The organism is Methyloversatilis sp. XJ19-49 (assembly GCF_024580145.1).
Lineage (GTDB): Bacteria > Pseudomonadota > Gammaproteobacteria > Burkholderiales > Rhodocyclaceae > Methyloversatilis.
The window spans coordinates 66,392-91,444 of sequence record NZ_JANINI010000007.1 but is presented as its reverse complement, the minus strand read 5'-3'; the positions used below and the strand labels follow the sequence as shown (position 1 = coordinate 91,444).

At 65.0% G+C, this 25,053-nt stretch carries 17 protein-coding genes; 10 read left to right on the top strand and 7 right to left on the bottom strand.

Translation table 11 applies throughout. The annotated features are described in order from the left end of the window. Positions 1-28: 28 nt before the first annotated feature. Positions 29-1,555 carry a nitric oxide reductase transcriptional regulator NorR gene (norR, locus tag NMQ16_RS10040; RefSeq protein ID WP_257080632.1) on the bottom strand — a complete coding sequence of 509 codons (1,527 nt, stop codon included), beginning with the start codon at positions 1,553-1,555 and terminating at the stop codon, positions 29-31. A 154-nt stretch (positions 1,556-1,709) separates the two neighbouring features. On the opposite strand from norR, the gene ytfE reads away from it, so the two are divergent. The 3 genes from ytfE to NMQ16_RS10025 all read left to right on the top strand — a co-directional run bounded on the left by ytfE (position 1,710) and on the right by NMQ16_RS10025 (position 5,167). Then, positions 1,710-2,402, top strand: a complete 693-nt coding sequence (gene ytfE / locus NMQ16_RS10035; protein ID WP_257080427.1) for an iron-sulfur cluster repair protein YtfE — start codon at positions 1,710-1,712, stop codon at positions 2,400-2,402. Further along, entirely contained in the window at positions 2,395-4,680 is a 2,286-nt protein-coding gene (locus NMQ16_RS10030) for a nitric-oxide reductase large subunit (RefSeq protein ID WP_257080426.1), read from the top strand. The genes ytfE and NMQ16_RS10030 overlap by 8 nt, the downstream gene beginning before the upstream one ends. A 154-nt stretch (positions 4,681-4,834) precedes the next feature. Further along, the gene (locus NMQ16_RS10025) at positions 4,835-5,167 is read left to right on the top strand and encodes a YegP family protein (RefSeq protein WP_257080425.1); all 333 of its coding nucleotides are present in this window, start codon (positions 4,835-4,837) and stop codon (positions 5,165-5,167) included. 524 nt (positions 5,168-5,691) lie between these two features. Here NMQ16_RS10025 and NMQ16_RS10020 read toward each other — a convergent pair. From NMQ16_RS10020 to NMQ16_RS10010, 3 genes are all read right to left on the bottom strand, one after another. Next, positions 5,692-8,781 (bottom strand): DUF3427 domain-containing protein, encoded by a 3,090-nt coding sequence (locus tag NMQ16_RS10020; protein ID WP_257080424.1) that lies wholly within the window; start codon positions 8,779-8,781, stop codon positions 5,692-5,694. A 296-nt stretch (positions 8,782-9,077) separates the two neighbouring features. Continuing rightward, complete coding sequence (locus NMQ16_RS10015) at positions 9,078-9,539, bottom strand: MarR family winged helix-turn-helix transcriptional regulator (protein ID WP_257080423.1); 462 nt, start codon at positions 9,537-9,539, stop codon at positions 9,078-9,080. A 212-nt stretch (positions 9,540-9,751) separates the two neighbouring features. Beyond that, positions 9,752-10,351 (bottom strand): cysteine hydrolase family protein, encoded by a 600-nt coding sequence (locus tag NMQ16_RS10010; protein WP_257080422.1) that lies wholly within the window; start codon positions 10,349-10,351, stop codon positions 9,752-9,754. A 172-nt stretch (positions 10,352-10,523) separates the two neighbouring features. Here NMQ16_RS10010 and NMQ16_RS10005 point away from each other — a divergent pair, with 172 nt between their 5' ends. Then, a complete protein-coding gene (locus NMQ16_RS10005) occupies positions 10,524-11,603 on the top strand; it encodes a helix-turn-helix transcriptional regulator (protein ID WP_257080421.1) in 1,080 nt (359 codons plus the stop codon). A 458-nt stretch (positions 11,604-12,061) separates the two neighbouring features. Here NMQ16_RS10005 and rho read toward each other — a convergent pair whose 3' ends face one another. Further along, entirely contained in the window at positions 12,062-13,321 is a 1,260-nt protein-coding gene (gene rho / locus NMQ16_RS10000) for a transcription termination factor Rho (RefSeq protein WP_069039506.1), read from the bottom strand. A gap of 100 nt (positions 13,322-13,421) precedes the next feature. Beyond that, entirely contained in the window at positions 13,422-13,748 is a 327-nt protein-coding gene (trxA, locus tag NMQ16_RS09995) for a thioredoxin TrxA (protein ID WP_069039507.1), read from the bottom strand. A gap of 505 nt (positions 13,749-14,253) precedes the next feature. Between trxA and fdxA the strand changes: the two genes are divergently transcribed. The 5 genes from fdxA to NMQ16_RS09970 all read left to right on the top strand — a co-directional run bounded on the left by fdxA (position 14,254) and on the right by NMQ16_RS09970 (position 22,858). Further along, the gene (gene fdxA / locus NMQ16_RS09990; protein WP_069040667.1) at positions 14,254-14,577 is read left to right on the top strand and encodes a ferredoxin FdxA; all 324 of its coding nucleotides are present in this window, start codon (positions 14,254-14,256) and stop codon (positions 14,575-14,577) included. Positions 14,578-14,620: 43 nt separating this feature from the next. Next, positions 14,621-17,278, top strand: a complete 2,658-nt coding sequence (locus NMQ16_RS09985) for a PD-(D/E)XK nuclease family protein (RefSeq protein ID WP_257080420.1) — start codon at positions 14,621-14,623, stop codon at positions 17,276-17,278. Continuing rightward, the gene (locus tag NMQ16_RS09980) at positions 17,275-20,556 is read left to right on the top strand and encodes an exodeoxyribonuclease V subunit beta (RefSeq protein WP_257080419.1); all 3,282 of its coding nucleotides are present in this window, start codon (positions 17,275-17,277) and stop codon (positions 20,554-20,556) included. Before NMQ16_RS09985 ends, NMQ16_RS09980 begins: the two co-directional genes overlap by 4 nt. A 102-nt stretch (positions 20,557-20,658) precedes the next feature. Then, positions 20,659-21,108: a CBS domain-containing protein gene (locus tag NMQ16_RS09975; protein ID WP_069040668.1), complete on the top strand. Its 450-nt coding sequence runs from the start codon at positions 20,659-20,661 to the stop codon at positions 21,106-21,108. A 73-nt stretch (positions 21,109-21,181) separates the two neighbouring features. Then, positions 21,182-22,858 carry a long-chain-fatty-acid--CoA ligase gene (locus NMQ16_RS09970; protein ID WP_257080418.1) on the top strand — a complete coding sequence of 559 codons (1,677 nt, stop codon included), beginning with the start codon at positions 21,182-21,184 and terminating at the stop codon, positions 22,856-22,858. A gap of 69 nt (positions 22,859-22,927) precedes the next feature. Here the strand turns inward: NMQ16_RS09970 and NMQ16_RS09965 are convergent, their stop codons facing one another. Next, entirely contained in the window at positions 22,928-23,314 is a 387-nt protein-coding gene (locus tag NMQ16_RS09965; protein ID WP_257080417.1) for an H-NS histone family protein, read from the bottom strand. Positions 23,315-23,605: 291 nt separating this feature from the next. Between NMQ16_RS09965 and ccoN the strand changes: the two genes are divergently transcribed. Beyond that, entirely contained in the window at positions 23,606-25,048 is a 1,443-nt protein-coding gene (gene ccoN / locus NMQ16_RS09960; protein ID WP_257080416.1) for a cytochrome-c oxidase, cbb3-type subunit I, read from the top strand. Positions 25,049-25,053: the final 5 nt, after the last annotated feature.

Here is a 25,053-nt window from a genome sequence, read left to right as displayed (position 1 = left end):
GTGGCCCCCAAGCCGCCGCCGTCGCCTGTCATTTGAGTCCGAGGCGACGCGCCAGCTTGTGCAGATTGCTCGGGTCGACATCCAGCCGTCGCGCCGCGTCGGCCCAGTTGCCGGCACAGGCATCGAGCGCGGCGCGGACCAGCCGGCGCTGTGTGGCATCGATCGCTTCACGCATCGACGGCAGTATGGCGCCGGACGTCGTGCCGCAGGTCTCCGGCGTTGCAGCGGGGGTGGTCACGTCATCAAGATCGAGCAGGTCGGCCGGCAGCGACACGATGTCGGTGCGCGCGGCGCCACGGCTCACCGCCTTCAGCGCGGCACGGCTGATCACATGCTCGAGTTCGCGCACATTGCCCGGCCACGGGTAGCGGCACAGGGCATCTTCCGCTTCCGGCGACAGGCGCAGGCTGCGCAGGCCCAGACGGGCACGGTTCAGTTCGAGAAAGCGGCCGGCCAGCAGCAGCACGTCGCTGCCGCGCTCGCGCAACGGCGGTATCGGCACCGGATACACCGACAGCCGGTGGTACAGGTCGGCCCGGAAGGCGCCGTCGCGCACGCTGTCGCGCAGCGTGCGGTTGGTGGCGGCGATCACGCGCACATCGACGCGTCGCGGCTGGTCGGCGCCGAGGCGCTGGATTTCGCCGTTCTGCAGTGCGCGCAGCAGCTTGGCCTGCACGGTCAGCGGCAACTCGCCCACCTCGTCGAGAAACAGCGTGCCGCCATCCGCTGCTTCGAAGCGGCCGGGGCGGTCGGTGGTGGCGCCGGAAAACGCGCCTTTCACATGGCCGAACAGCTCGCTTTCGGCCAGCGATTCGGGCAGCGCCGCGCAATTGACATGTACGAGCGGCTGCGCGGCGCGGCGTGAATGACGGTGCAGGTGGCGGGCAAACAGCTCCTTGCCCACGCCAGTTTCGCCGAGCAGCAGCACCGACAGTTCCGAATCGGCCACCACCTGCATTTCGTGCAGCAGGCGCTGGATCACCTCGCTGTGGCCGACGATTTCGGCCTCGTCCGCGCTGGCGCCCTGTGCGTCGGCCCGCTCGCCGCCACGCGACAGGCGCAGTGCGTGCAGGTCCTGTTCGAGCCGCGTCACGCGCACCGCGGCTTCGACCAGCAGGGTGAGGCGGCGCAGGTCGTCGCGCGCCGCCTCGGTGAAGGTGCCGGTCTGCAGCGCGTCGAACGTCAGCGCGCCCCAGGTCTGGCCCTCGACGTGCAGGCTGGTTCCCATGCAATCGTGCACCGGCAGCGGTTCGCCGACCCGGGTGTCGAGCAGGCCGTCATAGGGGTCGGGCAGCGTACTGTCGTGGTCGAAAGCGGTGATGTCGCGTCGCGACAGGATGGTTGCCAGCCGCGGATGCTGGCCGACGACGAAGCGCCGCCCCAGCGTTTCGCGCACCAGACCGTCGACCGCCAGCGGGCGCAGGCTGTCCTCTTCCAGCTTCAGCAGCGCGACTGCGCCGCAGCCGAAGTGGGTGCGCAGGCTGGAGACCAGGCGCTGCAGGCGCACGGCGGGCGGCAGATCCGACACCAGGTCGGCAAGCAGCAGAGATTCCATCATGGTTAAAGTGACCCGTTTATGGTTCCAGGAACCATTTCTTTTCAGGGTGAAAAATACCTCATTTTCCATAGATCATTGATTTTATTTGATCCGGATGCATGGCCCGGACCTTGCGCAGTGAAGGCGTCTTCTTCCCAACGAGGTCTTCGCCATGAACCTGATCGACCAATCCCTCGGCGCGCTGGCGCGCAGCATTCCCGGTGCCACCCGGGTGTTCCACGAACACAAGCTGGATTTCTGCTGCGGCGGCAAGCACAGCCTGCAGGAGGCCGCGGCCGAGCGGGGCATCGACGCACAGCCCATCGTCGAACGACTGGGTGCGCTGCTGTCGCAGGCCACGCGAGAGGCGCGTGACTGGCGCACGGTGCCGGCCGCGGTGCTGATCGAACACATCCTGTTCCGCTTCCACGACCGCCATCGCGAACAGCTGCCCGAACTGGTCCGCCTGGCGCGCCGGGTCGAACAGGTGCATGGCGATCGCCCGGACTGCCCGAACGGCCTCGCCGATCATCTGGCAACGATGCAGCAGGAACTGGAAAGCCATATGCAGAAGGAAGAGCAGGTGCTGTTCCCGATGCTCGCCCGCGGACACGCGGCGGCGCTGCAGGGGCCGGTCACGGTGATGCGCAGCGAGCACGACCAGCACGGCGAAGCACTGCAGCGGCTGCAAGCGCTGACCGACGACATCACGCTGCCGCGCGGCGCCTGCAACACTTGGCGCGCGCTCTACACCGGTCTGGCCGCACTGCGCGAAGACCTGATGGAACACATCCACCTGGAGAACAACATCCTGTTCGAAGGGCTGAACGCGGCACCGGCCGGGGCGGAGACCGCTCATGGGTGATTACCGCAAGCTGTGGTTCACGCTGATCGGCGTGCTCATCGTCACCTTTTCGCTGCTCGGTTACTACGGTGTCGAGGTGTATCGCAACGCGCCGCCGATACCGCAGCAGATCGTCAGCGAAGACGGCCGCGTGCTGTACACGCATGACGGCATCCTCGACGGCCAGACCGCCTGGCAGTCGGTCGGCGGCATGCAGCTGGGCTCGATCTGGGGGCACGGCGCCTACCAGGCGCCGGACTGGACGGCCGACTGGCTGCACCGCGAACTGCTGGCCTGGCTCGACCTCGCCGCGCAGGACGCGCATGGCAAGCCTTACGCGGAGCTGGATGCCGATGCGCAGGCGCAACTTGCAGCACGCCTGAAGCGCGAGTACCGCCGCAACACCTTCGACGAGGCGACCGGCGCGGCCACCGTATCCACCTTGCGCGCCCGGGCGATCGAGCGCACCGCCGACTACTACGTCGAGCTGTTCGGCGACGCGCCGGCGCTGCAGGGGTCACGCGAAAGCTATGCGATGAAGGACAACACGCTGCCCGACCCGCAGCGGCGCGCGCAGCTTGCCGGCTTCTTCTTCTGGACCGCCTGGGTGGCCGCGACCGAGCGGCCGGGCACCCGCGCCACCTACACCAACAACTGGCCGCACGAACCGCTGATCGGCAATGCGCCCACGGCGGAGAACGTCGTGTGGTCCGTCGTCAGCGTGGTGGTCATGATGGCCGGCGTCGGCTTCCTGATCTGGGGCTGGTCCTTCCTGCGCCGGCAGGACGAGAGCGACCCGGCCGCGCCGGCGCAGGACCCGCTGTCGCGCATCGCGCCGACGCCATCGCAGCGTGCGCTCGGCAAGTATCTCGTCCTGGTGGTGGCGCTGTTCGTGTTCCAGGTCATGATGGGTGGCTTCACCGCGCACTACACGGTCGAGGGCCAGACCTTCTACGGGATCGACGTGTCGCAGTGGTTCCCGTATTCGCTGGTGCGTACCTGGCACATCCAGAGCGCGCTGTTCTGGATCGCCACCGGCTTCCTGGCCGCCGGCCTCTTCCTTGCGCCACTGATCCACGGCGGACGCGATCCGAAATTCCAGAAGCTGGGCGTGGACGTGCTGTTCTGGGCGCTGGTCGTGGTGGTGGTCGGCTCCTTCGTCGGCAACTACCTGGCGATCGCGCAGATCATGCCGCCGGAGCTGAATTTCTGGCTCGGTCACCAGGGCTACGAATACGTCGACCTCGGCCGCCTGTGGCAGATCGGCAAGTTCGTCGGCGTGGCGCTGTGGCTGGTGCTCATGCTGCGCGGCATCGTGCCGGCGCTGCGCACGCCCGGCGGCGACAAGAACCTGCTCGCGCTGCTCACTGCATCCGTGGTGGCGATCGGCCTGTTCTACGGCGCCGGCTTCTTCTATGGCGAGCGCACCCACCTGTCGGTGATGGAGTACTGGCGCTGGTGGGTCGTGCATCTGTGGGTCGAAGGCTTCTTCGAAGTGTTCGCGACCACCGCGCTGGCCTTCATCTTCTCCACGCTGGGACTGGTGTCCGCGCGCATGGCGACGGCAGCCAGTCTGGCCTCGGCTTCGCTGTTCATGCTGGGCGGCGTGCCCGGCACCTTCCACCACCTGTACTTTGCCGGCACGACGACGCCGGTGATGGCGGTCGGCGCGTCGTTCAGCGCGCTCGAAGTGGTGCCGCTGGTCGTGCTCGGTCATGAAGCGTGGGAGCACTGGCGCCTCAAGGATCGCGCTGCGTGGATGGCCAGGCTGAAGTGGCCGCTCATGTGCTTCGTCGCGGTGGCCTTCTGGAACATGCTCGGCGCCGGTGTATTCGGCTTCATGATCAACCCGCCGATCTCGCTGTACTACGTGCAGGGTCTGAACACGACACCAGTGCATGCCCATGCCGCACTGTTCGGGGTGTACGGCTTCCTCGCGCTGGGCTTCACGCTGCTGGTGCTGCGTTATCTGCGCCCGCAGCTCGCGTTCGGTGAGCGCCTGATGCAGGCCGGCTTCTGGGGGCTCAACGCGGGTCTGGTGCTGATGATCGCGACCAGCCTGCTGCCAATCGGCCTGATCCAGTTCCACGCCAGCGTCAGCCAGGGCCTGTGGTACGCACGCAGCGAGGAATTCATGCAGCAGCCGCTGCTCGAAACGCTGCGCTGGGTGCGCACCTTCGGCGATGTGGTGTTCATCGTCGGCGCGCTGGCGGTGGCCTGGCAGGTGGTGTCGGGCGTGTTCGGCCGCGCCGGCCGTCCGCCCGAACCGGTCAGTGCGCTGGCAGGGGCCCGTCGATGAACTGAGTCCAACCGTCCGTCTTCCTTGCCGCAACGCTTCGGCAAGGTTGGGGCGCCGTGCCGCAAGGCCGGCGCCCTTCTTTTTCTTCGTCGCTATACTGTCGCCGCGCACCCGCGCGTTCCCACACACGACTCAATAAACAGGAGAGCGGAGCATGGCGAAGTTTCAGTTGAAGAAGGCTGCAAACGGCGAATTCCACTTCACGCTGCTGGGCTCGGATGACCAGTCCCTGCTGCAGAGCGAAATGTACAAAACGCGCGCGTCCGCCGAGAACGGCATCGAATCGGTGAAGAAGAACGCAGCCGACGATGGCCGCTACGACCGCAAGAAAGCCACGAACGGCAAGGATTACTACGTGCTGAAGGCAGGCAACGGCCAGGTGATCGGCCAGAGCAAGATGTTCGACAACGCCGGCGCAATGGAAGCGGCGATCGCCGCCGTGAAGAGCGGTGCTGCCAGCGCCGCAGTGGATGATCAGGCCGGATGACGTGATGGTGACGGCGCGTCCTGCCAGTGCGCGGGATGCGCCGATTTTGGTTTTCGGGCCTTGTGCCCGAAAACAAGAATTGTTCTAGTGTCCGATGGGCATGTTCGCCTAGAAGAGCGATCTAGGTTTCTCGAACGCGTCCTACTCGTTAGGGCGAGCCCGGCAGACTCTCCCGTACTTACGTGTACCGCGTCATGCGTATCTTCGTACGCAGCTTTTCGGCTCTGACCACGCGAGCGCAAACTAGGCGACGTATAGCCAATGCGGCCTTGGCCGCGTGTATCGGATGCCACCTACTAAATGTCGCGTGCGCATTCGGGGCTGCTCGAACAGGTCAAAGCGGCGGGCCACAATCGCATTGCACGATTCGCGCGTGTGGCGGGTACTCAGGGTGAGAACCGGTGCCGGGGTCTCGCTCACAACAGACGTCAGGATCGGGATCGCAGACCCATTCCCATATCTGGTCAGGTGGCGGCCCGCGGCGAATGCGCAGAACCATTTGCGGGTGGCCGATATCACCTGCGCTACACCCCGCGCAGCACACTGAACTCCCTGAACAGTCTCGCTGGCAGTAGCGTCTGCAATCGCCAGACGATGCTCATGGGTCGGTCGCCCACGGCCGACTCCAGCGTGACCGGGCCGCAGGCTCGGTATGCCTCTCCCTTGCGAGGTCTCACGAATAGCTGGAAATGCCATCCATTCGTCGCGCTTTCGAGATAGCGCTGACCGCCAGGCGTGTCTGGGCCGGCGCTGTTCTGCGATTGCCAGTGAAAGCGCTCTGCGCTGATCGCGTAGTCGTGGTACGCGATACGGTCGTGGTAACCCTCGCTCTTGTCGAGCGTGACGAACAGCAGCTCGGTCTTGCGGCTAAGCAACGACAAAGTGCCGGCCTGGAACGGCACGCGGCGCGACGCGGTTAGCCAGCCCACCGCCGTGAGGATTTCGCGCGCACCGTAGCCAGCGTGCAGGCACAAAGGTGTGTCTTCGAGACCGGGCACAGGATGCGCGCCCAAGGTGCTGCGGGCTTGCAGAAGGGCAGACAGCTCCACCAGCTCGGCAGCGATGGCTGGGTGACGCTCTAAGCGCTCCAGGAAGGCTTCGTGCCCCGCTGCCTGCTCATGGCGCCCATCGATCTGATAGGCCAGCATCTGCACACCCAGCGCGTCCTCTGCCTTGAGTGCTGGTGAACTCCCTCGGCGCGAACCCACAGCCGTCATCACATCGAGTCGGCGCGGATCATCCACATGCAGCAGATCGCCGAAGCGGCGGCTGAAGTACTCCTCTTCAGGTCCGGGCTCTGCGACGAACAGGCCCGCATCACGCTTGAGCGATGTCCAGCCGCTGCGGCTTTGTCCGGTACCGGTGCGGTAGATGTCTTCCAGCTCCAACGCCTGGTCGTGCAAGAAGTCGGCCAGTTGAATCGACGATCGGCCACGCAGTGCCGCGTAGGTTTGCAGCTCGGTCTTCAGGCGCCGCCAGTTCTGGGACGTCAGGGATCGCAGACCTTGCAGCACCTGCTCTCGTGTCTGGCGCTGCAGGTGAATATGGCATCCGGGCGGCAAGCTGCCGAAGCCGTTCTCAACGCCGTCCACCAGTTCGCGTCGCGACAAGCCGGTCAGGCTCGACAAGAGTCGGTCAAACCTGAACTCGGCGCGGTGCTGGCCCACGAAGTCGAGCACCAGGCAGCTCTCCTTGCCGGGGGATAAACGCAGTCCACGACCGATCTGTTGCTGGAACAGCACCGGACTTTGAGTGGGTCGCAGCAGCAACAGCGTGTCCACCATCGGCAAGTCGATGCCCTCGTTGTAGAGATCCACCGTGACCAGCGCGCACAGCTCTCCGCTGAGCAGACGTTGCGGCGCGCGTCGCCGTTCTTCCGGCGCTGTCGTGCCGACCACGCAGGCCGCTGGCAGACCCGTGCGGTTGAGCCAATCGGTCATGAACTCGGCGTGCGCGACCGACACACAGAAAACAATCGCCCGTGACTGCCGAGCATCGGACGCCAGGCGACGCCATTCGTTGAGGACCAGCTTGGCACGCATATCGTTGCCGGTGACCAGGGTGTTCACGGCTTCACGTTCGCCAGGCCTGTTCCATGGCACTTCCGAGAAGTCGGTGGCGTCGTCGCAGGCGTAGTATTCGAAAGGCGCCAGCAACTGCAGGTCCAGCGCATGCCACAGCCGCAGCTCGACCGCCGGGCTACCGTCTGGGCGCGAATCGAAATACGGCGCGATGGGTTGCCCGTCGCTGCGCTCAGGCGTCGCCGTCAGCCCAAGCAACAGACTGGGGCGAACGGCCTTGGCGAATGCGTCGAACCGGTCGGCTGCCAGGCGGTGACATTCATCCACCACCACCGTGTGCCAGTGGTCGGCGCCGACGGTGGCCACCAGATCGCGACTGGTCACGCTGTCGATGGTGGCGAACAGGTGGTCCCAGCGCTCGGGTTGATCGCTACCTGTGAGCAGGTCACCGAACTCGGGATCGCGGAGCACCTCGCGGTAGGTGCGCATGGCCTGCCGCAGGATTTCCTCTCGGTGGGCCACAAACAGCAGGCGAGGGCGCCCGCCCTCTATGCGGCAGGTGCTCCGGTAGTCGAACGCGGCAACCACCGTCTTTCCCGTGCCGGTGGCCGCCACCAGCAGGTTTCGGTTTCGACCGTGGGCGCGCTCCGTGGTCAGCTGCTCCAGCATTTCCAGCTGGTAGGTCTTGGGCTGCAGGTCGAAGAAGCTGATCGTGCCTGCGGGTTCGCCGCCAAACGACTCTCGACCCAGTGCCGCCGCCAGGGCCTGTCGGTGCTCGACGTTGTCCGGGTCGTAGCGCTGAAACTCACTGTCCGCCCACAGCGTCTCGAAGTGGGCCACGGCGCGGGCAAACAGCGCTTCTTGCGTGCGCTGGGTGAGCTTGACCGTCCACTCCAGCCCGCCGGTCAGTGCGGCTCCCGAGAGGTTGGCGCTACCGACATACGCCGAACCAAAGCCGGTCTTGCGCTGAAACAGCCATGCCTTGGCATGCAGACGAGTGCGTCGGCCATCCAGCGACACGCGGACTTCACACCCAGGTAGCCGTGCGAGTTCGTCCAGCGCTCGCGCCTCCGTCGCGCCCGTGTATGTCGTGGTGAGTATGCGCAGCCGGGTCCTAGGCTGCTCCTGTCCAGTTGACTGTGCGCTCTTAGCTGTGATCTGGTGCAAAACATCCTGCAGCTTGCGTACGCCGGACACAGTGATAAAACTCACCAGGATGTCCACCTGATCGCTCGATGCGAGTTCGCGCCGAACTTCTTGCAGCAGCGACGGCGCGCCCTTTCCGGCCGTGAACAACCATGGCACAGCCAGCCCAATCTCTGGCGACACCGGAAACTGCTTGTCGCGCTGCACGGCTCTCAGAACCCGCAGTGGTGTCGCAATCAGCTCAATCGCCTCATGCGCCGTAGACATGTCATCAGCGTTGTGACCCCTGAGCCGATGTCGCAGCATCACGAGCAGCTCGTTGACAAGATCAAGCTGTCGTTTGGTTTTCTCGGCATCGTCACCGGAAAAATCTTCAAGGATGGCCCCGAGCTGCCGTGTGATGAAATCGACCAACAACTCGGCGGCTCCCCCCTTCAGCGCTGACACGTCAGCTCGTGATGGGTCGAGCGCAGCGAGTGACCGAGCCAGCCCCTCCGTCAACAGCAAGTCATACAGACCATCGGGCAATGACATCGCTGTCCTGTTGTGTCTCAGTCAATTCGGTTTGCGTCATTGAGGGCCAGCAAAAAGACAAAATCCGGCCGAACTTTGTGTTCCTTGTCGCCTGGGTGCTTTCGAACGCCATCCAGCCATCCTCGATAGCTAACCATGCTTTGCTCTAGTTGCTCAAATACGGCGTTCGTCCCGCCCTCCCGGTGGCGCAGCCGCGAAGACTCCTCGCATCAAGCCGCGACGCGCTTCACCTTAGGGTCGTCGGCCATGCGCTGCGTCAGTTCATGCAGCGTCGAACACAGCGCCATGAACGCCTCTTCCGGCAGGCCGGCCTGACAGGCGACTTCGCCCTGGATGCGCGCGACCGCGTGCTCCAGTTCGCGTCCGGCCGGTGTCAGGAAGGACTGCACCACGCGTTCTTCTGTCGGCATGCGCTGCCGTGCGAGAAAGCCGGCGACCTCAAGGCGCTTGAGCAGCGGGGTGATGGCGGCCGAGTCGAGGTGCAGGCGCTGCGCCAGCTGGCTGACCGAACGGCCGTCTTCTTCCCACAGCGCGAGCATGACGAGGTATTGCGGGTAGGTCAGTCCGACTTTCTTCAGTCGCACCCGGTACGAGCGGGTGATGCCGTGGGTGGCGGCGTAGAGCGCAAAGCAGAGTTGCCGGTCGAGCCTGAGGTTCTGGTATCGGGTCATGGTCCGCGGTTGTCGCCTTGGGAGTGCAGTCAGGTAAGCCATCTGCGCATCGCGACCGCTTTCGAGCCGGTTGCCGGATTGCTTCGTGCGGCATCATTGCGGTCGATCCGAATGTGTCAAACGCTCGGGATGCCGTCAAGGACATGCACCGGCTGCGCGCTTTTCAGCGAACAGGCCACGAGGAGACCGAAGGCGTCTCTGCGCGCGACGTCTCAGTGCACCAGATCGTCCGCTCGGCAGGCTACGACGGCGAACAGGTCGCCCAGCGCCGCGAGGCTTGCGGCCTGCAGCGCTGCAGCGCTGACCTCACTACCTCCCGCGAGCGGCAGGTCGCGCGTGGCGGTGGCCGATGCGATCACTGTCGGCGAGTAGCCGAGGTTGAACGCGCCCCGCGCAGTCGAGCTGATGCACATGTGCGTCATGAAGCCCGCGAGCACGAGTTGCTTCACGCCGAACTTCTTGAGTTCGTCGTCAAGCGAGGTCTGCACGAAACTGTTCGGGTAATTTTTCGTGATGACGATCTCGCCGTTCAGCGGCGCAACGATGTCGGCGATGTGGCCGATCGGGGCATTCACGTCATACGGCGTGCCGGGACCGGCATCGTGCTGGATATGGATGATGGGGCGGCCGAGCCCGCGCGCAAGGTCAAGTGCGCGGCGCGCCTCGACCAGTGCGGCTTCGACACCGGCGAGCTGCATGACGCCTTCGCGATAGGTGTTCTGGCAATCGATCATGATCAGCGCAGCATGGCGCAACGAGCCCGGTGCATGGCCAAGGCCGGTGAGGTCACGCAATGTGGTGATCGCGGTCATCGGGAGATTCCTTTCGGGAGACGGTGAGCAGCGGTGCCGGGCAATGTGCTGACCGGACACAAGCCTTACCGGAAACGGATTGCATGATTGCCGATGAAGGTGTGTGAAGGTCCAATGACGACCTTTGCGCAGAGCTTATCAGTGGTCCTCGATTCACCGGATATGAAATCCAGTGCCTGACACCCGTATCCGGATCGAACCGGCGTGGCGCTTCCGCAATGCAGAAGGACGCGAGATCGATCCACTGCTGTTCCGCGTGCTGGCCGCCGTGCAGCGCAGCGGCAAGCTCACCGAGGCGGCGCGCGATGTCGGGTTTTCCTATCGCCACTGCTGGAACCTGATCCGGACCTGGTCGGCGTTCTTCGGCACGCCGCTGGTCGAGCTGTCGCAGGGCAAGGGCGCCGAGCTGACGCCGCTCGGCGAGAAGCTCACCTGGGCGGCGCAGCGCATCCAGGCGCGTCTGACGCCGCAGCTGGAAAATCTGTCGGTCGAGATCGACCGCGAAATCAACGCCGCACTGATGGACACGCACCCGGTACTGCGCCTGCACGCCAGCCACGGCTACGCCATTGCGCTGATGCCCGAGCTGATCCAGCGCGTCGCCGGTGTGCGGCTTGAGCTGCAGTACCTCGGGTCGGTTGACGCGCTGGCGTCAATGTCGCGCGGCAGCTGCGACCTGTGCGGCTTTCACCTGCCGAGTGGCCGGGTCACACCGGACCTGGCGGCACGACTCGGGCGATATCTGAAGCCGCGCGTGCATCGTGTGATCCGGCTGGTCACGCGCACTCAGGGGCTGTTCGTCGCTGCCGGCAACCCGCTGAACATCACGTCGCTGCAGGACCTGATCCGGCCTGACGTGCGCTTCATCAACCGCCAGGCGAGTGCCGGTACCCGCCTGCTGTTTGACCTGCTGTTGACCGAACAATCGCTGGACCCGGACCGGATCAGCGGTTACGAAACGGTGGAATTCACGCATGCCGCGGTGGCGGCCCACATCGCCAGCGGCATGGCGGATACGGGTTTCGGCGTCGAAGCGGCCGCCACCCAGTTCAGGCTTGATTTCGTGCCGCTGGCGCAGGAGCAGGAGCAGTACTTCCTCGCCTGCCGCGTCGAAACGCTTGAGCTGCCATCGATGCAGCGCATGCTCGACGGGCTGCGTTCGCCCGACTTCGCGGTGGCGGTCGCCGGCCTTCCCGGCTATGCCCTCAATGCGCCGGGCGACGTGATGTCCGTGGCCGAAGCGTTGCACTGACGTACCGCGAAAAAAATCGAGTGGGGGCGCCGGAGGCAGGGGCGGGCTTTCCCGGTCAGGTTGCGAAGGACGGGCGCCCGCGGAAACAGCAGTGATGGAATGGATCAGCGAAGACGGGACGATCGCGAGCGGAATGGCGGTCGATCACGAGGGAGCAGGGCGTGCCGCGGTTTGTCCGGGGTGGTGTTGGGCATCGCTGCGCTCACCCCAACCTACGGTGTCATCGGTGGCGGCGGCACGACGATGAACGGAAGACGGCGGATGTCTGTCGGTTTGCGCGGGGCGCTGCGGGCTGATGCGGTGGCGTTGGGCATCGCCGTTGGCTCACCCCAACCTACGGCGGGTTTCGTAGGTTGGGGTGAGCGCAGCGATGCCCAACGCAAGCGACGGTATCGCGTCCATCGTCATGGCACGGTACCGTCGCGGGTCGGAAGGTGTGGCGGTGTTCCGCCGCCGGGTCAGCCCCGGCGCATGGCGTCGAAGAACTCGCCGTTGCTCTTCGTGGCCTTGATCTTGTCGAGCAGGAATTCGATCGCTTCCAGATCGTCCATGTTGTACAGCAGTTTGCGCAGGATCCAGATCTTCTGAAGGATTTCCGGCTTCAGCAGCAACTCTTCGCGGCGCGTGCCCGAGCGGTTCACGTTGATCGCCGGATAGACGCGCTTTTCCGCCATGCGCCGGTCAAGATGGATTTCCATGTTGCCGGTGCCCTTGAATTCCTCGTAGATCACGTCGTCCATGCGGCTGCCGGTTTCGATCAGCGCGGTGGCGATGATGGTCAGGCTGCCGCCTTCCTCGACATTGCGCGCGGCGCCGAAGAAACGCTTCGGCTTCTGCAGCGCATTGGCGTCCACACCGCCGGTGAGCACCTTGCCCGACGCCGGCTGCACGGTGTTGTAGGCACGGGCGAGGCGGGTGATCGAGTCGAGCAGGATGATCACGTCCTTCTTGTGCTCGACCAGGCGCTTGGCCTTCTCGATCACCATTTCGGCCACCTGCACGTGGCGGGTGGCAGGTTCGTCGAAGGTCGAGGCAACCACTTCGCCCTTCACCGAACGCTGCATTTCGGTCACTTCTTCCGGCCGCTCGTCGATCAGCAGCACGATGAGCATGGCTTCCGGATGGTTCGCGGTGATGGCGTGCGCGATGTGCTGCATCATCACCGTCTTGCCGGTCTTCGGCGGTGCGACCAGCAGGCCGCGCTGGCCCTTGCCGATCGGCGCGATCATGTCGATCACGCGCGAAGTCGTGTTTTCTTCGCCGCGCATGTCGCGCTCGAGCACCAGCGTTTCGGTCGGGTGCAGCGGCGTCAGGTTTTCGAACAGGATCTTGTGCTTGGTCGCTTCCGGGGGCTCGCTGTTGACGCGATCGACCTTGACCAGCGCGAAGTAGCGTTCGCCGTCCTTCGGCGTCCTGATTTCGCCTTCGATGGTGTCGCCGGTGTGCAGGTTGAAGCGCCGGATCTGGCTGGGCGATACGTAGATGTCGTCGGTGCCGGCCAGGTAGCTTGCTTCCGGCGAGCGCAGGAAGCCAAAGCCGTCCGGCAGCACTTCAAGCGCGCCATCACCGAAAATGCTTTCGCCCTTTTTCGCGCGGTTGCGCAGGATGGCGAAGACCAGTTCCTGTTTTCGCAGCCGGTTCGCGCCTTCGATCTCGAAGGACTGGGCCATTTCGAGCAACTGGCTGACGTGAAGTGCTTTCAGTTCGGAAAGATGCATGGTGACGGGGTCTGTGCGGCGTGCGGGGGTGGGGAGGCGGAGCCAGGAACCGGCTCCGGCGGGCGGGGTGCGCGAAGCACCCGTCGCCGTGGAAAAATGATCAGAGGTGGCTGTCGAGGAATGCGGTCAGTTGCGACTTCGACAGGGCGCCGACCTTGGTGGCTTCGACATTGCCGTCCTTGAACAGCATCAGCGTCGGAATGCCGCGGATGCCAAAGCGCGCCGGGGTGTCCTGGTTCTCGTCGATATTCACCTTGGCCACGCGCAGCTTGCCGGCGTAGTCACGCGCCACCTCATCGAGGATGGGGGCAATCATCTTGCACGGACCGCACCATTCGGCCCAGTAGTCGACCAGCACGGGCAGATCGGCTTTGACCACTTCGGCTTCGAAGCTGGCATCGGTGACGTGGTGGATGTGTTCGCTCATCGTTTCCTCGCGGGGCTTGACTTGGGAGAGACCTGGAATGCCGGATCGTTTCTTGGATAGAGGTATATCTGTCGGATATACCGTCGAAAACCGGATGTGGGCTGGGCGCTGTTATTTGCCGGGCTGGATGCCTGACGCGCACTGCGCAGGCCGGGAATTCTTGAGCAGGTGTGTGCGGGGGTTGCAGGCCACCGCGGCAGGCACGGGGCAATCACTCTGGCAGCGCGCTGACCGCACACCTGCGCGATCGCGTTTGTTACGCTGTTTTCGCGCTGTTTCCATGATGCTAATACAAAAAACACCGAGTTGCGCAGATTGATGGAGGTACATCCGACAAAAATTCATGACGGCATGCCTCCCGTGCACGACGCACGGAACGGCTTTGCCGTGGGCCGCGGTGATAAAATCCACGCCGTTTTCCGGACTGTCATCGTCCCGAGATTCCGATCAAACCACCCCGTGGTCCGCCTGCTGTCGGGCAATGCGACCACCGCACGGAGAAATCATGACTTACGTCGTCACCGAATCCTGTATCAAGTGCAAGTACACCGACTGCGTCGATGTATGCCCGGTCGATTGCTTTCGCGAAGGCCCGAATTTTCTGGTGATCGACCCCGATGAGTGCATCGACTGCACGCTGTGCGTGGCCGAATGTCCGGCCGAAGCCATTTTCGCCGAGGATGACGTACCGTCCGACCAGATCCATTTCATCAAGTTGAACGCCGAGCTGTCAGCCGAATGGCCTGCCATCATCGAGCGCAAGGAAGCCCCTGCCGATGCCGACGAATGGGTCAAGGTGAAGGACAAGCTCGGCATGCTGGAACGCTGAGTACGCCGCCGCCCGCCGGCCGCCGCAGCTCGCGTCCTCGCGCATGAACGCGGCGGGCTTCGAAACCCTGAGCTTGCCGGCCGATGGCGCGCTGTTCGCCCGGCTCGCGCGCCTTCTGATCGATCGCCATGGCGATGCGCTCGCCGACTGCGACCTGCTGATACCGGTCATGTCGCATGCGCCGGCGCTGCGCAGCGCGCTGGTCGCCGAAGCCGGACACGCGCTGTTCATGCCGCGCATGCTCACACCATCGCTGCTGGCGGCGCGCTGGATGGGCGATGCACCGGTCGATCCCCACCCCCGCCGTCTGCTGCGTCTGGTGGCGCAACTGCGCCAGCAGGCCTGGCTGGGCGACGCCGATCCGTGGTCGGCGGCGCAGGAACTGCTCGAACTGGCCGACGCGTTGGCCGCATTGCCGGCGCTGCCGGATGAGGACGCCCTGCATCTGGGCTTCGAACGCGCCCACGGCTTGACCGACAGCGCCGCGCTGTCGCTGGAAGCGCGTCTGGTGCATGCGGTATGGCACAGCGACTGCACCGGAACGCCCGGTCACGCGCGTGCCGTCACCCAGACGTTGATGCGCGCTGCGGACGCGGCGCGGCGCCCGCTCATCCATCTTTCTGCAGTGGAAGAGCCACCGCCCGCATGGCTTGAATTGCATGCCGCGCGCGTGCCGGTGCTCCATGTGCAGGCAACGCGCGCGCTGGCCGATACATCGGTGGCCCGCGTGCTGCACGCCGCCTGGCCGTCCGATTCGCTGCCCGTTTCGACGCCGACCCCATCGCGGGATGACGCGCTCGAACTGGCCGCCCGCGTGCGCCTCGTCGGTGCGCAGTCGCTCGAGCAGGAGGCGCAATGTGCCGCGTCCTGCATCGCCGGCTGGCTGTCTGAAGGCCGCCGCAACATCGCGCTGGTGGCACTCGACCGCGAGGCAGCGCGCCGCACCCGCGCGCTGCTCGAACGCCGGCAGGTTCTGCTGGCCGATGAAACCGGCTGGAAGCTGTCGACCACGCGCGCAGCGGCCACGGTCGACGCCCTGCTGCAGTGCTTTGCGTCCGACGGCTATCACCGCGACCTGCTCGATCTGCTGCGCTCGCCGCATGTGGCCGGTACGCTCGATCGCGATGCGCACGCGCAGGCCATTGCCATCATCGACGACTGGGTGGTCAGGCGCAACCATGTCGATGGCTTGCACGCCTTGCTCACGGATGCCGGCCGCGAGTTTGCCGGCCGCCCGGCCGGCCGCCTGATCGATGCGCTGTCGCAGGCCTTTGCACTCATGCCCACCCACAACGCACCGGCCAGTTTCCGGGTCGAACGCCTGCTGGCAGCGCTCGATGCATTGGGCGCACGCGCTGCGCTGGCGCTGGATGCGGCGGGTGCGCAGGTGGTCAACCTGCTGGAGCAGTTGCGTGCCGACAGCAGCGGCGTGGCACTCGACCTGTCCTTCGCCGACTGGCGCAAGTGGCTCAACGGCGAATTCGAGCAGGCGCTGTTCCGCGACAGCGCCATCGACAGCCCGGTGGTGCTGACGCCACTGACGGCGACCCGCCTGCGCCGTTTCGACGCCGTGTATGTGATCGGCGCCGACAGCCGGCACCTTGCGCCGGCGCGTCTGCGCGGCGCGCTCGGCCACGAAGGGCTGCGACGCGAACTCGGGCTGCCGGATGCGCAGGTCGCCGCCCGGCAGCTGCGCGACGATCTGGCCGGCCTGATCGCCTGCAGCGACGAAACCGTGTTCAGCTGGCAGACGCAGCGCAACGGTGAAGCGAACCTGCCCGGCGTGGATCTGCAGCGCCTCGATCTGGTGCTGCAGCGCGCCGGTCTGCCGTCGGCCGTACGTGCCGCGCCTGCGCTCGCCGATCTGCCGGCGCTGCCTGCCCTGGCGGTATCCAGCACGCCGGTGCTCGACCCGGGACGCGTGCCGTCGCGGCTCACGGCGAGCGCGCTGGCCGACCTGATCGCCTGTCCCTATCGTTACTACGCCCGCCACGTACTTGGCCTGGGTGCCGGCGACGAGGTCGAGGATGCCATGGGCAAGGGCAGCGTCGGCGAGCTGGTGCATCGCGTGCTGCATGACTTTCATGTCGCTCACCCGCGACTGGGGGATGTCGCGCCGCCCGCACTGGCCGATGCCTTGCGCGCGCAGATCGCGGCTGCCTTCGACGGCGCCATCGCGCGTAACTTCCAGGAGCATGCGTGGGCCGATCGCCTGCACGATCGCGCCGACGCCTACATCGCGTGGGCCGTGCAGCGCGAAGCCGACGGCTGGCTGTTCGACAGCGGTGAAGCCCGGCGTGCGCGCCTGCTCGACCTGCCGGATGGCGCGGCGCTGTCGCTCGAAGGGCGCATCGATCGCATCGACCGCACGGCCGATGGAGACATTGCGCTGCTCGACTACAAGCTGCGCAGCGCCGAACGCGTACGCAAGACCCTGCAGGCCGATGACGTGCAACTGGCGTTCTACACGCTGCTTGAAGGCGGCGCAGTGAGCCAGGCGGCCTATCTGGCGCTGGAAGAGGAGGCGCCGGTCGCGTTCCTTCAGGACGATCCCCCGGCTGCCGCGCGGGCGCTGCAGGCGTTGGTGTCCGAACTGTTTCTGGCGTTGCGCGACGGCGCCGGCCTGCCGGCACACGGCGACGAGGCGGCCTGCCGGCATTGCGACATGCGCGGCCTGTGCCGCAAGGACTGGCTGTCATGAGCCGAGACGACGATCTGCGCGCACTCGACCCGGCACGCAGCGTCGTGGTCGAGGCGTGCGCCGGCAGTGGCAAGACGTGGACGCTGGTGTCGCGACTGATCCGCCTGCTGCTGGCCGGTGCGCAGCCGGGCGACATTCTCGCCATCACCTACACGCGCAAGGCGGCGCGCGAAATCGAGGAGCGTCTGCAGCACTGGCTGGCGGAACTGGCCGTGGTCGACGATGAGAGGGTGAGCGCCTTTCTCGCCGAGCGCGGGCTGGACGCGCAGCGCGACCCGACGCTGATCGCGCGGGCGCGGGCGCTGTTCGAGCAGGTTGCCGACGCGCGACCCGGGCTGACGGTGAACACCTTCCACGGCTGGTTTTCGTCACTGCTCGGCGCCGCGCCGCTGAACAGCGGTCTGCGGGGCCTGCAGCTGTCGGAGCGCACGGCGCAGTTGCGCGATCAGGCCTGGGCCGCGCTGATGCGCCGCGCCGGGCGCGCGCCGCAGAGCGAACTGGCGCTCGCGCTGCGCAGCCTGCTGGGCCAGTGCGGGGTGGCGGGTACGAAGACGCTCGCCGGCGCGCTGGTCGATCGCCGCGCCGAGTGGGAAGCCTGGCTGGCGGCGCATGGCGGGCTGGCCGGCGTCTTTGCGCATCTCGAATCCTTCTTCGGTGCCGATCGACCGGCGCCTGAAGTCGTGCTGTCCGCAGATGCGGTGTTCCGCCGCGATGCGTCTGAACTGGCGAGAATCCTTGGTCAAGGCGGAAAGAAGCTGCAGCAGATGGCGACTACGCTTGAACAGACGCTCTCGTGTGATGAGCCGCCGGAGTTCTTTGAGCGCGCGCGCGCGGCCCTGCTGACCGGCAAGAACGAACCTCGCGCCTGCACCGTGGACAAGACCCTCGCCGCAACGGGCCAGGGGGAACGGGCGCTGGCATTGTTCGACGGCTGTTCCGCCGCCGTGCTGCGAGCGCTCGGCGCCCTGAGCGATCGCGCCGCGTGGGAGCTTAACCGGCACGCGCTGACCGTCGCCTCTGCCATGCTCGACGCCTACGACCGCATCAAGCAGAACGCCGGCGTGCTCGACTTCGGTGATCTCGAATGGCATGCCGCGCGCCTGCTGTCGGACGCGCAGACCGGCCCCTTCGTGCAGGCGCGGCTGGACGCGCGCTACCGCCACCTGCTGCTGGACGAATTTCAGGACACCAATCCGCTGCAGTGGCAGGTGCTGATGCACTGGCTCGACGCCTACGCGCCAGGTCAGGTGCAGCCGGTGGTGTTCGTGGTCGGCGATCCGAAACAGTCGATCTACCGCTTCCGGCGCGCCGATCCGCGCATCTTCACCCATGCGGCCACGGTGTTCGAACAGCGCTTCGGCGCCCTCCGCCTGCAGCGCAACGAAACCCGGCGCAGCAGCCCGGCCGTGGTGAGCGTGGTCAACGCCGTGTTCGGCGACATGGACGTGTTCGAAGGCTTTGCGCCGCACAGCACGACCCGGACCGATCTGCCCGGCCGGGTCGAAGTGCTGCCGGCGTTCGGGCATGGGGCGGCCGCCGAGCCCGCAGCCGCGGACAGTCCGACCGTCGCAAGCGGTCTGCGCAATCCGCTGCGCCAGCCGAGGCTGGCGATCGAGGACAGCCGCCGCAAGCGCGAGGCCGACGCGCTGTGCGCGAGGCTGAAACAGATGGTCGGGCAGCTCGCGGTGCGCGATGCGCACAGCGGTGCGACGCGTGCGGCACGCTACGGCGACATGATGATCCTGCTGCGCCGGCGTACCGGGCTGGCGGTGTACGAGGCGGCCCTGCGCGCCCACGGCATTCCCTACTTCGGTGCCAGCCGCGGTCGCCTGCTCGATACGCTCGAAGCGTCCGATCTGCTCGCGCTGCTGCGCTTTCTCGCCGCACCGGCCGATGCGCTGTCGCTCGCCCATGTGTTGCGCAGCCCGTTGTTCGCGTTCGACGACGCGCAGTTGCTCGATCTGACCGGCGACGGCGCCGCAAGTCTGTGGCCGACGCTGCGCGCCCGACGCGCCGACAGCGATCCGGCGCATGCACGCGCGGCCGCGCTGCTGGAGGGCTGGCTCGACGCGGCGACCCGCCTGCCGGTGCATGATCTGCTGGATCGCGTATTCGATCAGGGCGCGCTGATGCCGCGTTACGCCGCCAGTATCGACGCGATGGCCTGGCCGGGCGTGCGCGCCAATCTCGAAGCCTTCATCGAATTGGCGCTCAAGGTCGACAGCGGCCGCTATCCCAGCCTGCCGCGCTTCATCGACGAGCTGACACGCCTGCGCAACGAAGACGACGAAGCGCCGGACGAAGGCCTCATCCTCGGTGAAGATCCTTCGCGCGGCAGGGTGCGCGTACTCACCATCCACGCGGCCAAGGGGCTGGAGGCGCCCATCGTCTGGCTGGCGGACGCGGTGGCGCGGCAGCGCACTGACAGCGGCGCGCGCGTACTGCTGGCCTGGCCTCCCGGTGAGGCGGCGCCCGGCCATCTTTCCCTGCTGCAGAAGAAAGACAATCAGGGCCATGCCCGCGCCGCCTTCATTGAGGCTGAAGCGCGCGCTGCGGCACGCGAAGACGCGAACCTGCTGTACGTTGCGCTCACGCGCGCACGACAAGTGCTGTATGTCAGTGGTGTCAGCCCTGCCAAGGGCAGCAGCGCCGGCAGCTGGCTCGACCGGGTCACCGCTGCGCTGGGCGGCTGCGTCGATGCAGTCCCCACCGACGGCGGTGGCATGCGGCTTGTCCATGGGGTACTTGCTGACTGCGTGGACGACACACCGGACGACCCCGTTGTCAGGGTGGTCGTGACCGATGCGCCCATACTGCCTGCCATCGGCGAGCGGCGAGCGCTGGTCACGCTCGATCCGGTTCAGCTGTGGGGTGTGGGTCTGCACAGCTGGCTGGAGGCACTGGCGGGCGGCGAGCCGTCGCCCGCGCGGCCGGCCGGCCTCGATGTCGAACAATGGCGCGATCTGGAAGCGATCGCACGCCGCCTCGTGGCAAGTGACGTGCTGCAGCGCTTCTTCGACCCGGCGCAGCACCGCTGGTCGGCCAACGAACTCGAATTCGTGCTGCCCGACGGCCAACCCGGCCGGATCGACCGGCTGGTGGAATTCGAAGACGACATCTGGATACTCGATTACAAGAGCGGGCAGGGCGACCGTTTTGCCGAGTCCTACACCGCGCAGCTTGCCGGCTACGCCGAGGCGGTGGCAGCGATCCGGCCCGGCAAGGTGGTGCATGCGGCGCTGATCCGCCCGGACGGCGCGCTCGACGTTCGCTTCTGAGCGCCGCCCGAAACTTTGCGCCGCTGGCGGTTTTGACTACCATCTGCGATATTCAACCGAGGTGTGCGTTTCGCACATGCGCAGCAAGAAGGGGTGGCCATCATGCAAGTACATGAAATCCTGCGCATCAAGGGAACGGTGCTGTACACCGTCGTCCCGTCGCAGTCGCTGGACAACGCAGTCGCCACGATGGCCGATCTGGATGTCGGTTCGCTGGTTGTCATGGAACATGGTCTGATGGTCGGCATGCTGAGCTTTCGCGAAGTGCTGCGCGCCTTGCGAACGGCCGGCGGCGGCTGGCAGACACTCACGGTCGCCGACGTGATGCAGCGTGATCCGGCAACCGCCCACCCGGACATGGAAGTGGACGAATTGCGTCGTCTGATGCTTGAGCGGCACTGTCGCTACCTGCCGATCATGGAAGGCGACACACTGATGGGTGTGCTGTCCTTTCATGATGTGGCGCGCGCCATGCTGGAAGAGCAGAGTTTCGAAAACCGCATGCTGAAGAGCTATATCCGCGACTGGCCGATGGACGACGCGTCGGGCTAGGCCACACGACGGACGACCGGCCGCCGGACGCGCGCAGACGCAGGGTGGTGCAGGCCGAACACGGGGGAGGGCTATGGACAAGGTATGGCTGAAAAGCTATCCGGCCGGCGTGCCGGCCGAAATCGATCCATCGGAGTTCACGTCGATCGGCGATGTGTTCGAGCGCAGCTGCCGCGAGTTCGCCGATCGCGACGCCTATGTCTGCATGGGCAAGGCGATCAGTTTCACCGAAACCGAAAGGCTGAGTGCGGCGTTCGCCGCCTATCTGCAGTCGGTGCTCGGTCTGGCGCCCGGTTCGCGGGTGGCGCTGATGATGCCCAACGTACTGCAGTATCCGGTGGCCATGTTCGGCGCGCTGCGTGCCGGCTATACGGTGGTGAACTGCAATCCGCTCTACACCCCGCGCGAACTTGAGCACCAGCTGGTCGACAGCGGCGCCGAGGTCATTGTCGTGCTGGAGAATTTCGCCTCGACGCTGCAGCAGGTGCTTGCTCGCACGCCTGTGCGCCACGTGGTGGTGACTGCGCTGGGCGACATGCTGCCGACGCCCAAGGGCTGGCTGGTGAATTTCGTCGTGCGGCACGTGAAGAAGATGGTGCCGCTGTTCGAACTCCCGGATGCGGTGCGCTTCAACGATGTGCTCAAACTTGGCCGCGGCCATGCGCTCAATCCGGTCAATGTGGTGCATGAAGACATCGCCTTCCTGCAATACACCGGTGGCACGACGGGCGTCGCCAAGGGCGCGATGCTCACGCATCGCAACATCGTTGCCAACATGCTGCAGGCCAATGCATGGATCAAGCCCTTTCTGACCGGGCCTCAGATCGTCATCACTGCGCTGCCGCTGTATCACATCTTCGCGCTGACCGCGAATTGCCTCGTATTCCTGAAGCTTGGTGCAAGGAATGTGCTGATCACCAATCCGCGCGACATTCCGGGTTTCGTCAAGGAACTGTCGAAACACCGTTTTACGGCGATCACGGGCGTCAATACGCTGTTCAATGCGCTGCTCAACAACGCCGAATTCGCGAAGGTCGATTTTTCGGCGCTGAGGGTGTCTCTGGGGGGGGGCATGGCTGTTCAGCGGGCGGTTGCCGAACGCTGGAAGAACGTGACGGGACGGCCACTGATCGAAGCCTATGGATTGACCGAGACATCGCCTGCGGTGTGCATCAATCCGCCTGACCAGGCGGAATTCAGCGGCGCAATCGGGCTGCCTGTTCCGTCGACCGAAATTTCGATCAGGAATGACGATGGCGTCGAATTGCCAATGGGCGAGGCGGGCGAATTGTGCGTGCGTGGCCCGCAGGTGATGAAGGGCTATTACCGGCGGCCGGAAGAAACCGAGAAAGTCATGACACCGGATGGATATCTGCGTACCGGCGATGTGGCATTGGTCGATGAAAACGGGTTCGTGAAAATTGTCGATCGAAAGAAGGACATGATTCTTGTATCCGGATTCAATGTTTATCCGAACGAGGTGGAAGAAGTCATCGTCGATTGCGAGGGGGTGCTTGAATGCTGCGTGATCGGGGTCGCGGACGAGCATTCGGGCGAGGTGGTCAAGGCGTACGTCGTGCGCAAGGACAATACCCTCACGACGGAACAGATCATCGTGCATTGCCGGACGCAATTGACTGCGTACAAGATTCCCCGTCAGGTGGAGTTTCGCGACGAACTGCCGAAAACGAATGTCGGAAAGATATTGCGCCGTGCGCTCAAGGAAGAAACCCCGAAGGCGCGTCCCTGAACGAGTCTGCGCCAGTGAATGAAAAAGGCACCATCAGGTGCCTTTTTCATTTGTCGTGCATGCAACCGTTCAATTCACGCGTGCGGCGTTCAACTGTTCGGCCGTCATGCTGGCGAGCCAGCCCGGCTTGCGGCCGGCCGCACCGACTTCCTTGATTTCACCGTTTTCCGGATTGCGGTACTTGCCGGGAGCAATCTTCACCTTTGCACCGTTAGCCGGGCGCGCCGCACGTTTTGCCGAAGAGCCGGACAAACCGACGTCGGCAGCCGAAAGATTGTATTTCTTGATCTTGGCCTTGACATCGGCAATGACTGATTCGAGTTCCGCCCGACGCACCACTTCGGCCTGCTGTTGAAGATCCGAAATTTTCGCCATCAGTTCGTCGTAACTTTGACCGGACATCGATGCTTCTCCATTGAGTAATGAAATTGAATGATAGACCGATTCGACATTCAAGGTAAATCAATTCGCTTGATTTCAATCGCGGTTCGGAATGGATTCTTGATGCGTGCGGCAGATATCGCGTCGCGCAGGACGCCCATGCCGGACGGTTCGTGCGCTCATGGATGACCCGGATTGCGCCACGGCGGGCGATCTGCGCCGGTTTGCTGCACCGCCGTAAAATCGGCGGCGCTTGACGTGGGTCAAGATCGTCGCGAGCCCCTGCACATACCCTTCGTTCCGGATCATGCGGGCTCGTGCGGGCTGGCGGGCGCGAAGCGGAATTTCAATGTGGAGTGGTCAAAAATGAAAACAGCGGCAACGGGCGGGGTCGGCGAGACCTACGATTACCGGGTGGTGAGGCAATTCTCGCTGATGACCGTGGTATGGGGCATCGTGGGCATGCTGGTCGGCGTGATCATCGCCGCCCAATTGGTATGGCCCGAACTGAACTTCGGCGAGTGGTTTCACTTCGGGCGCCTGCGGCCCCTGCACACGAACGCGGTGATTTTTGCCTTCGGCGGCTGTGCGCTGATGGCGACCTCGTTCTTCGTCGTGCAACGCACCTGCCACACAAGGCTGTTTGCGCCCTGGCTGGCCGGTTTCGTGTTCTGGGGCTGGCAGACGGTCATTGTGCTGGCGGCCATCACGTTGCCGCTCGGCTACACGCAGGGCAAGGAATACGCCGAGCTCGAATGGCCGATCGACATCCTGATCACGCTGGTATGGGTGTCCTACGCGATCGTGTTCTTCGGCACCATCGTGAAGCGCAAGACACCGCACATCTATGTCGCGAACTGGTTCTACGGCGCCTTCATCCTCGCGGTGGCGATGCTGCATCTGGTCAATAGCGCGGCCATCCCGGCCGACTTCATGAAGTCCTACTCGGCCTACGCCGGCGTGCAGGACGCGATGATCCAGTGGTGGTATGGCCACAACGCGGTGGGCTTCTTCCTGACCGCCGGCTTCCTCGGCATGATGTATTACTTCGTACCCAAGCAGGCCGAGCGCCCGGTGTATTCCTACCGCCTGTCGGTGGTGCACTTCTGGGCGCTGATCTTCACCTACATGTGGGCGGGTCCGCACCATCTGCACTACACCGCGCTGCCTGACTGGACACAGTCGCTCGGCATGGTGTTTTCGCTCATCCTGCTGGCACCGAGCTGGGGCGGCATGATCAACGGCATCATGACGCTGTCGGGTGCCTGGCACAAACTGCGCACCGATCCGATCCTGAAGTTCCTGATCACCTCGCTGTCCTTCTACGGCATGTCGACCTTCGAAGGCCCGATGATGTCGATCAAGACGGTCAATGCGCTGTCGCACTACACGGACTGGACCATCGGTCACGTGCATTCGGGCGCGCTGGGCTGGGTTGCGATGATTTCGATCGGCTCGATCTACTACCTGATCCCGCGCCTGTTCGGCCAGGAAAAGATGTACTCGGTGCCGGCCATCAGCATCCACTTCTGGATGTCGACCCTGGGCGTGGTCCTCTACATCGCCGCAATGTGGATCGCCGGTGTCATGCAGGGCCTGATGTGGCGCGCCATCAACGATGACGGCACGCTGACCTATACCTTCGTCGAGAGCGTGAAGGCGACCTATCCGTTCTGGTTCATCCGCTTCCTTGGCGGCGCGCTCTTCCTGGCAGGCATGTTCGTCATGGCCTGGAACGTGTGGAAAACCATCGCCGGCCAGAAGGCCTATAACGCCCCTGTCATAGCGCCTGCCGCCGCGCACGCCTGATCACC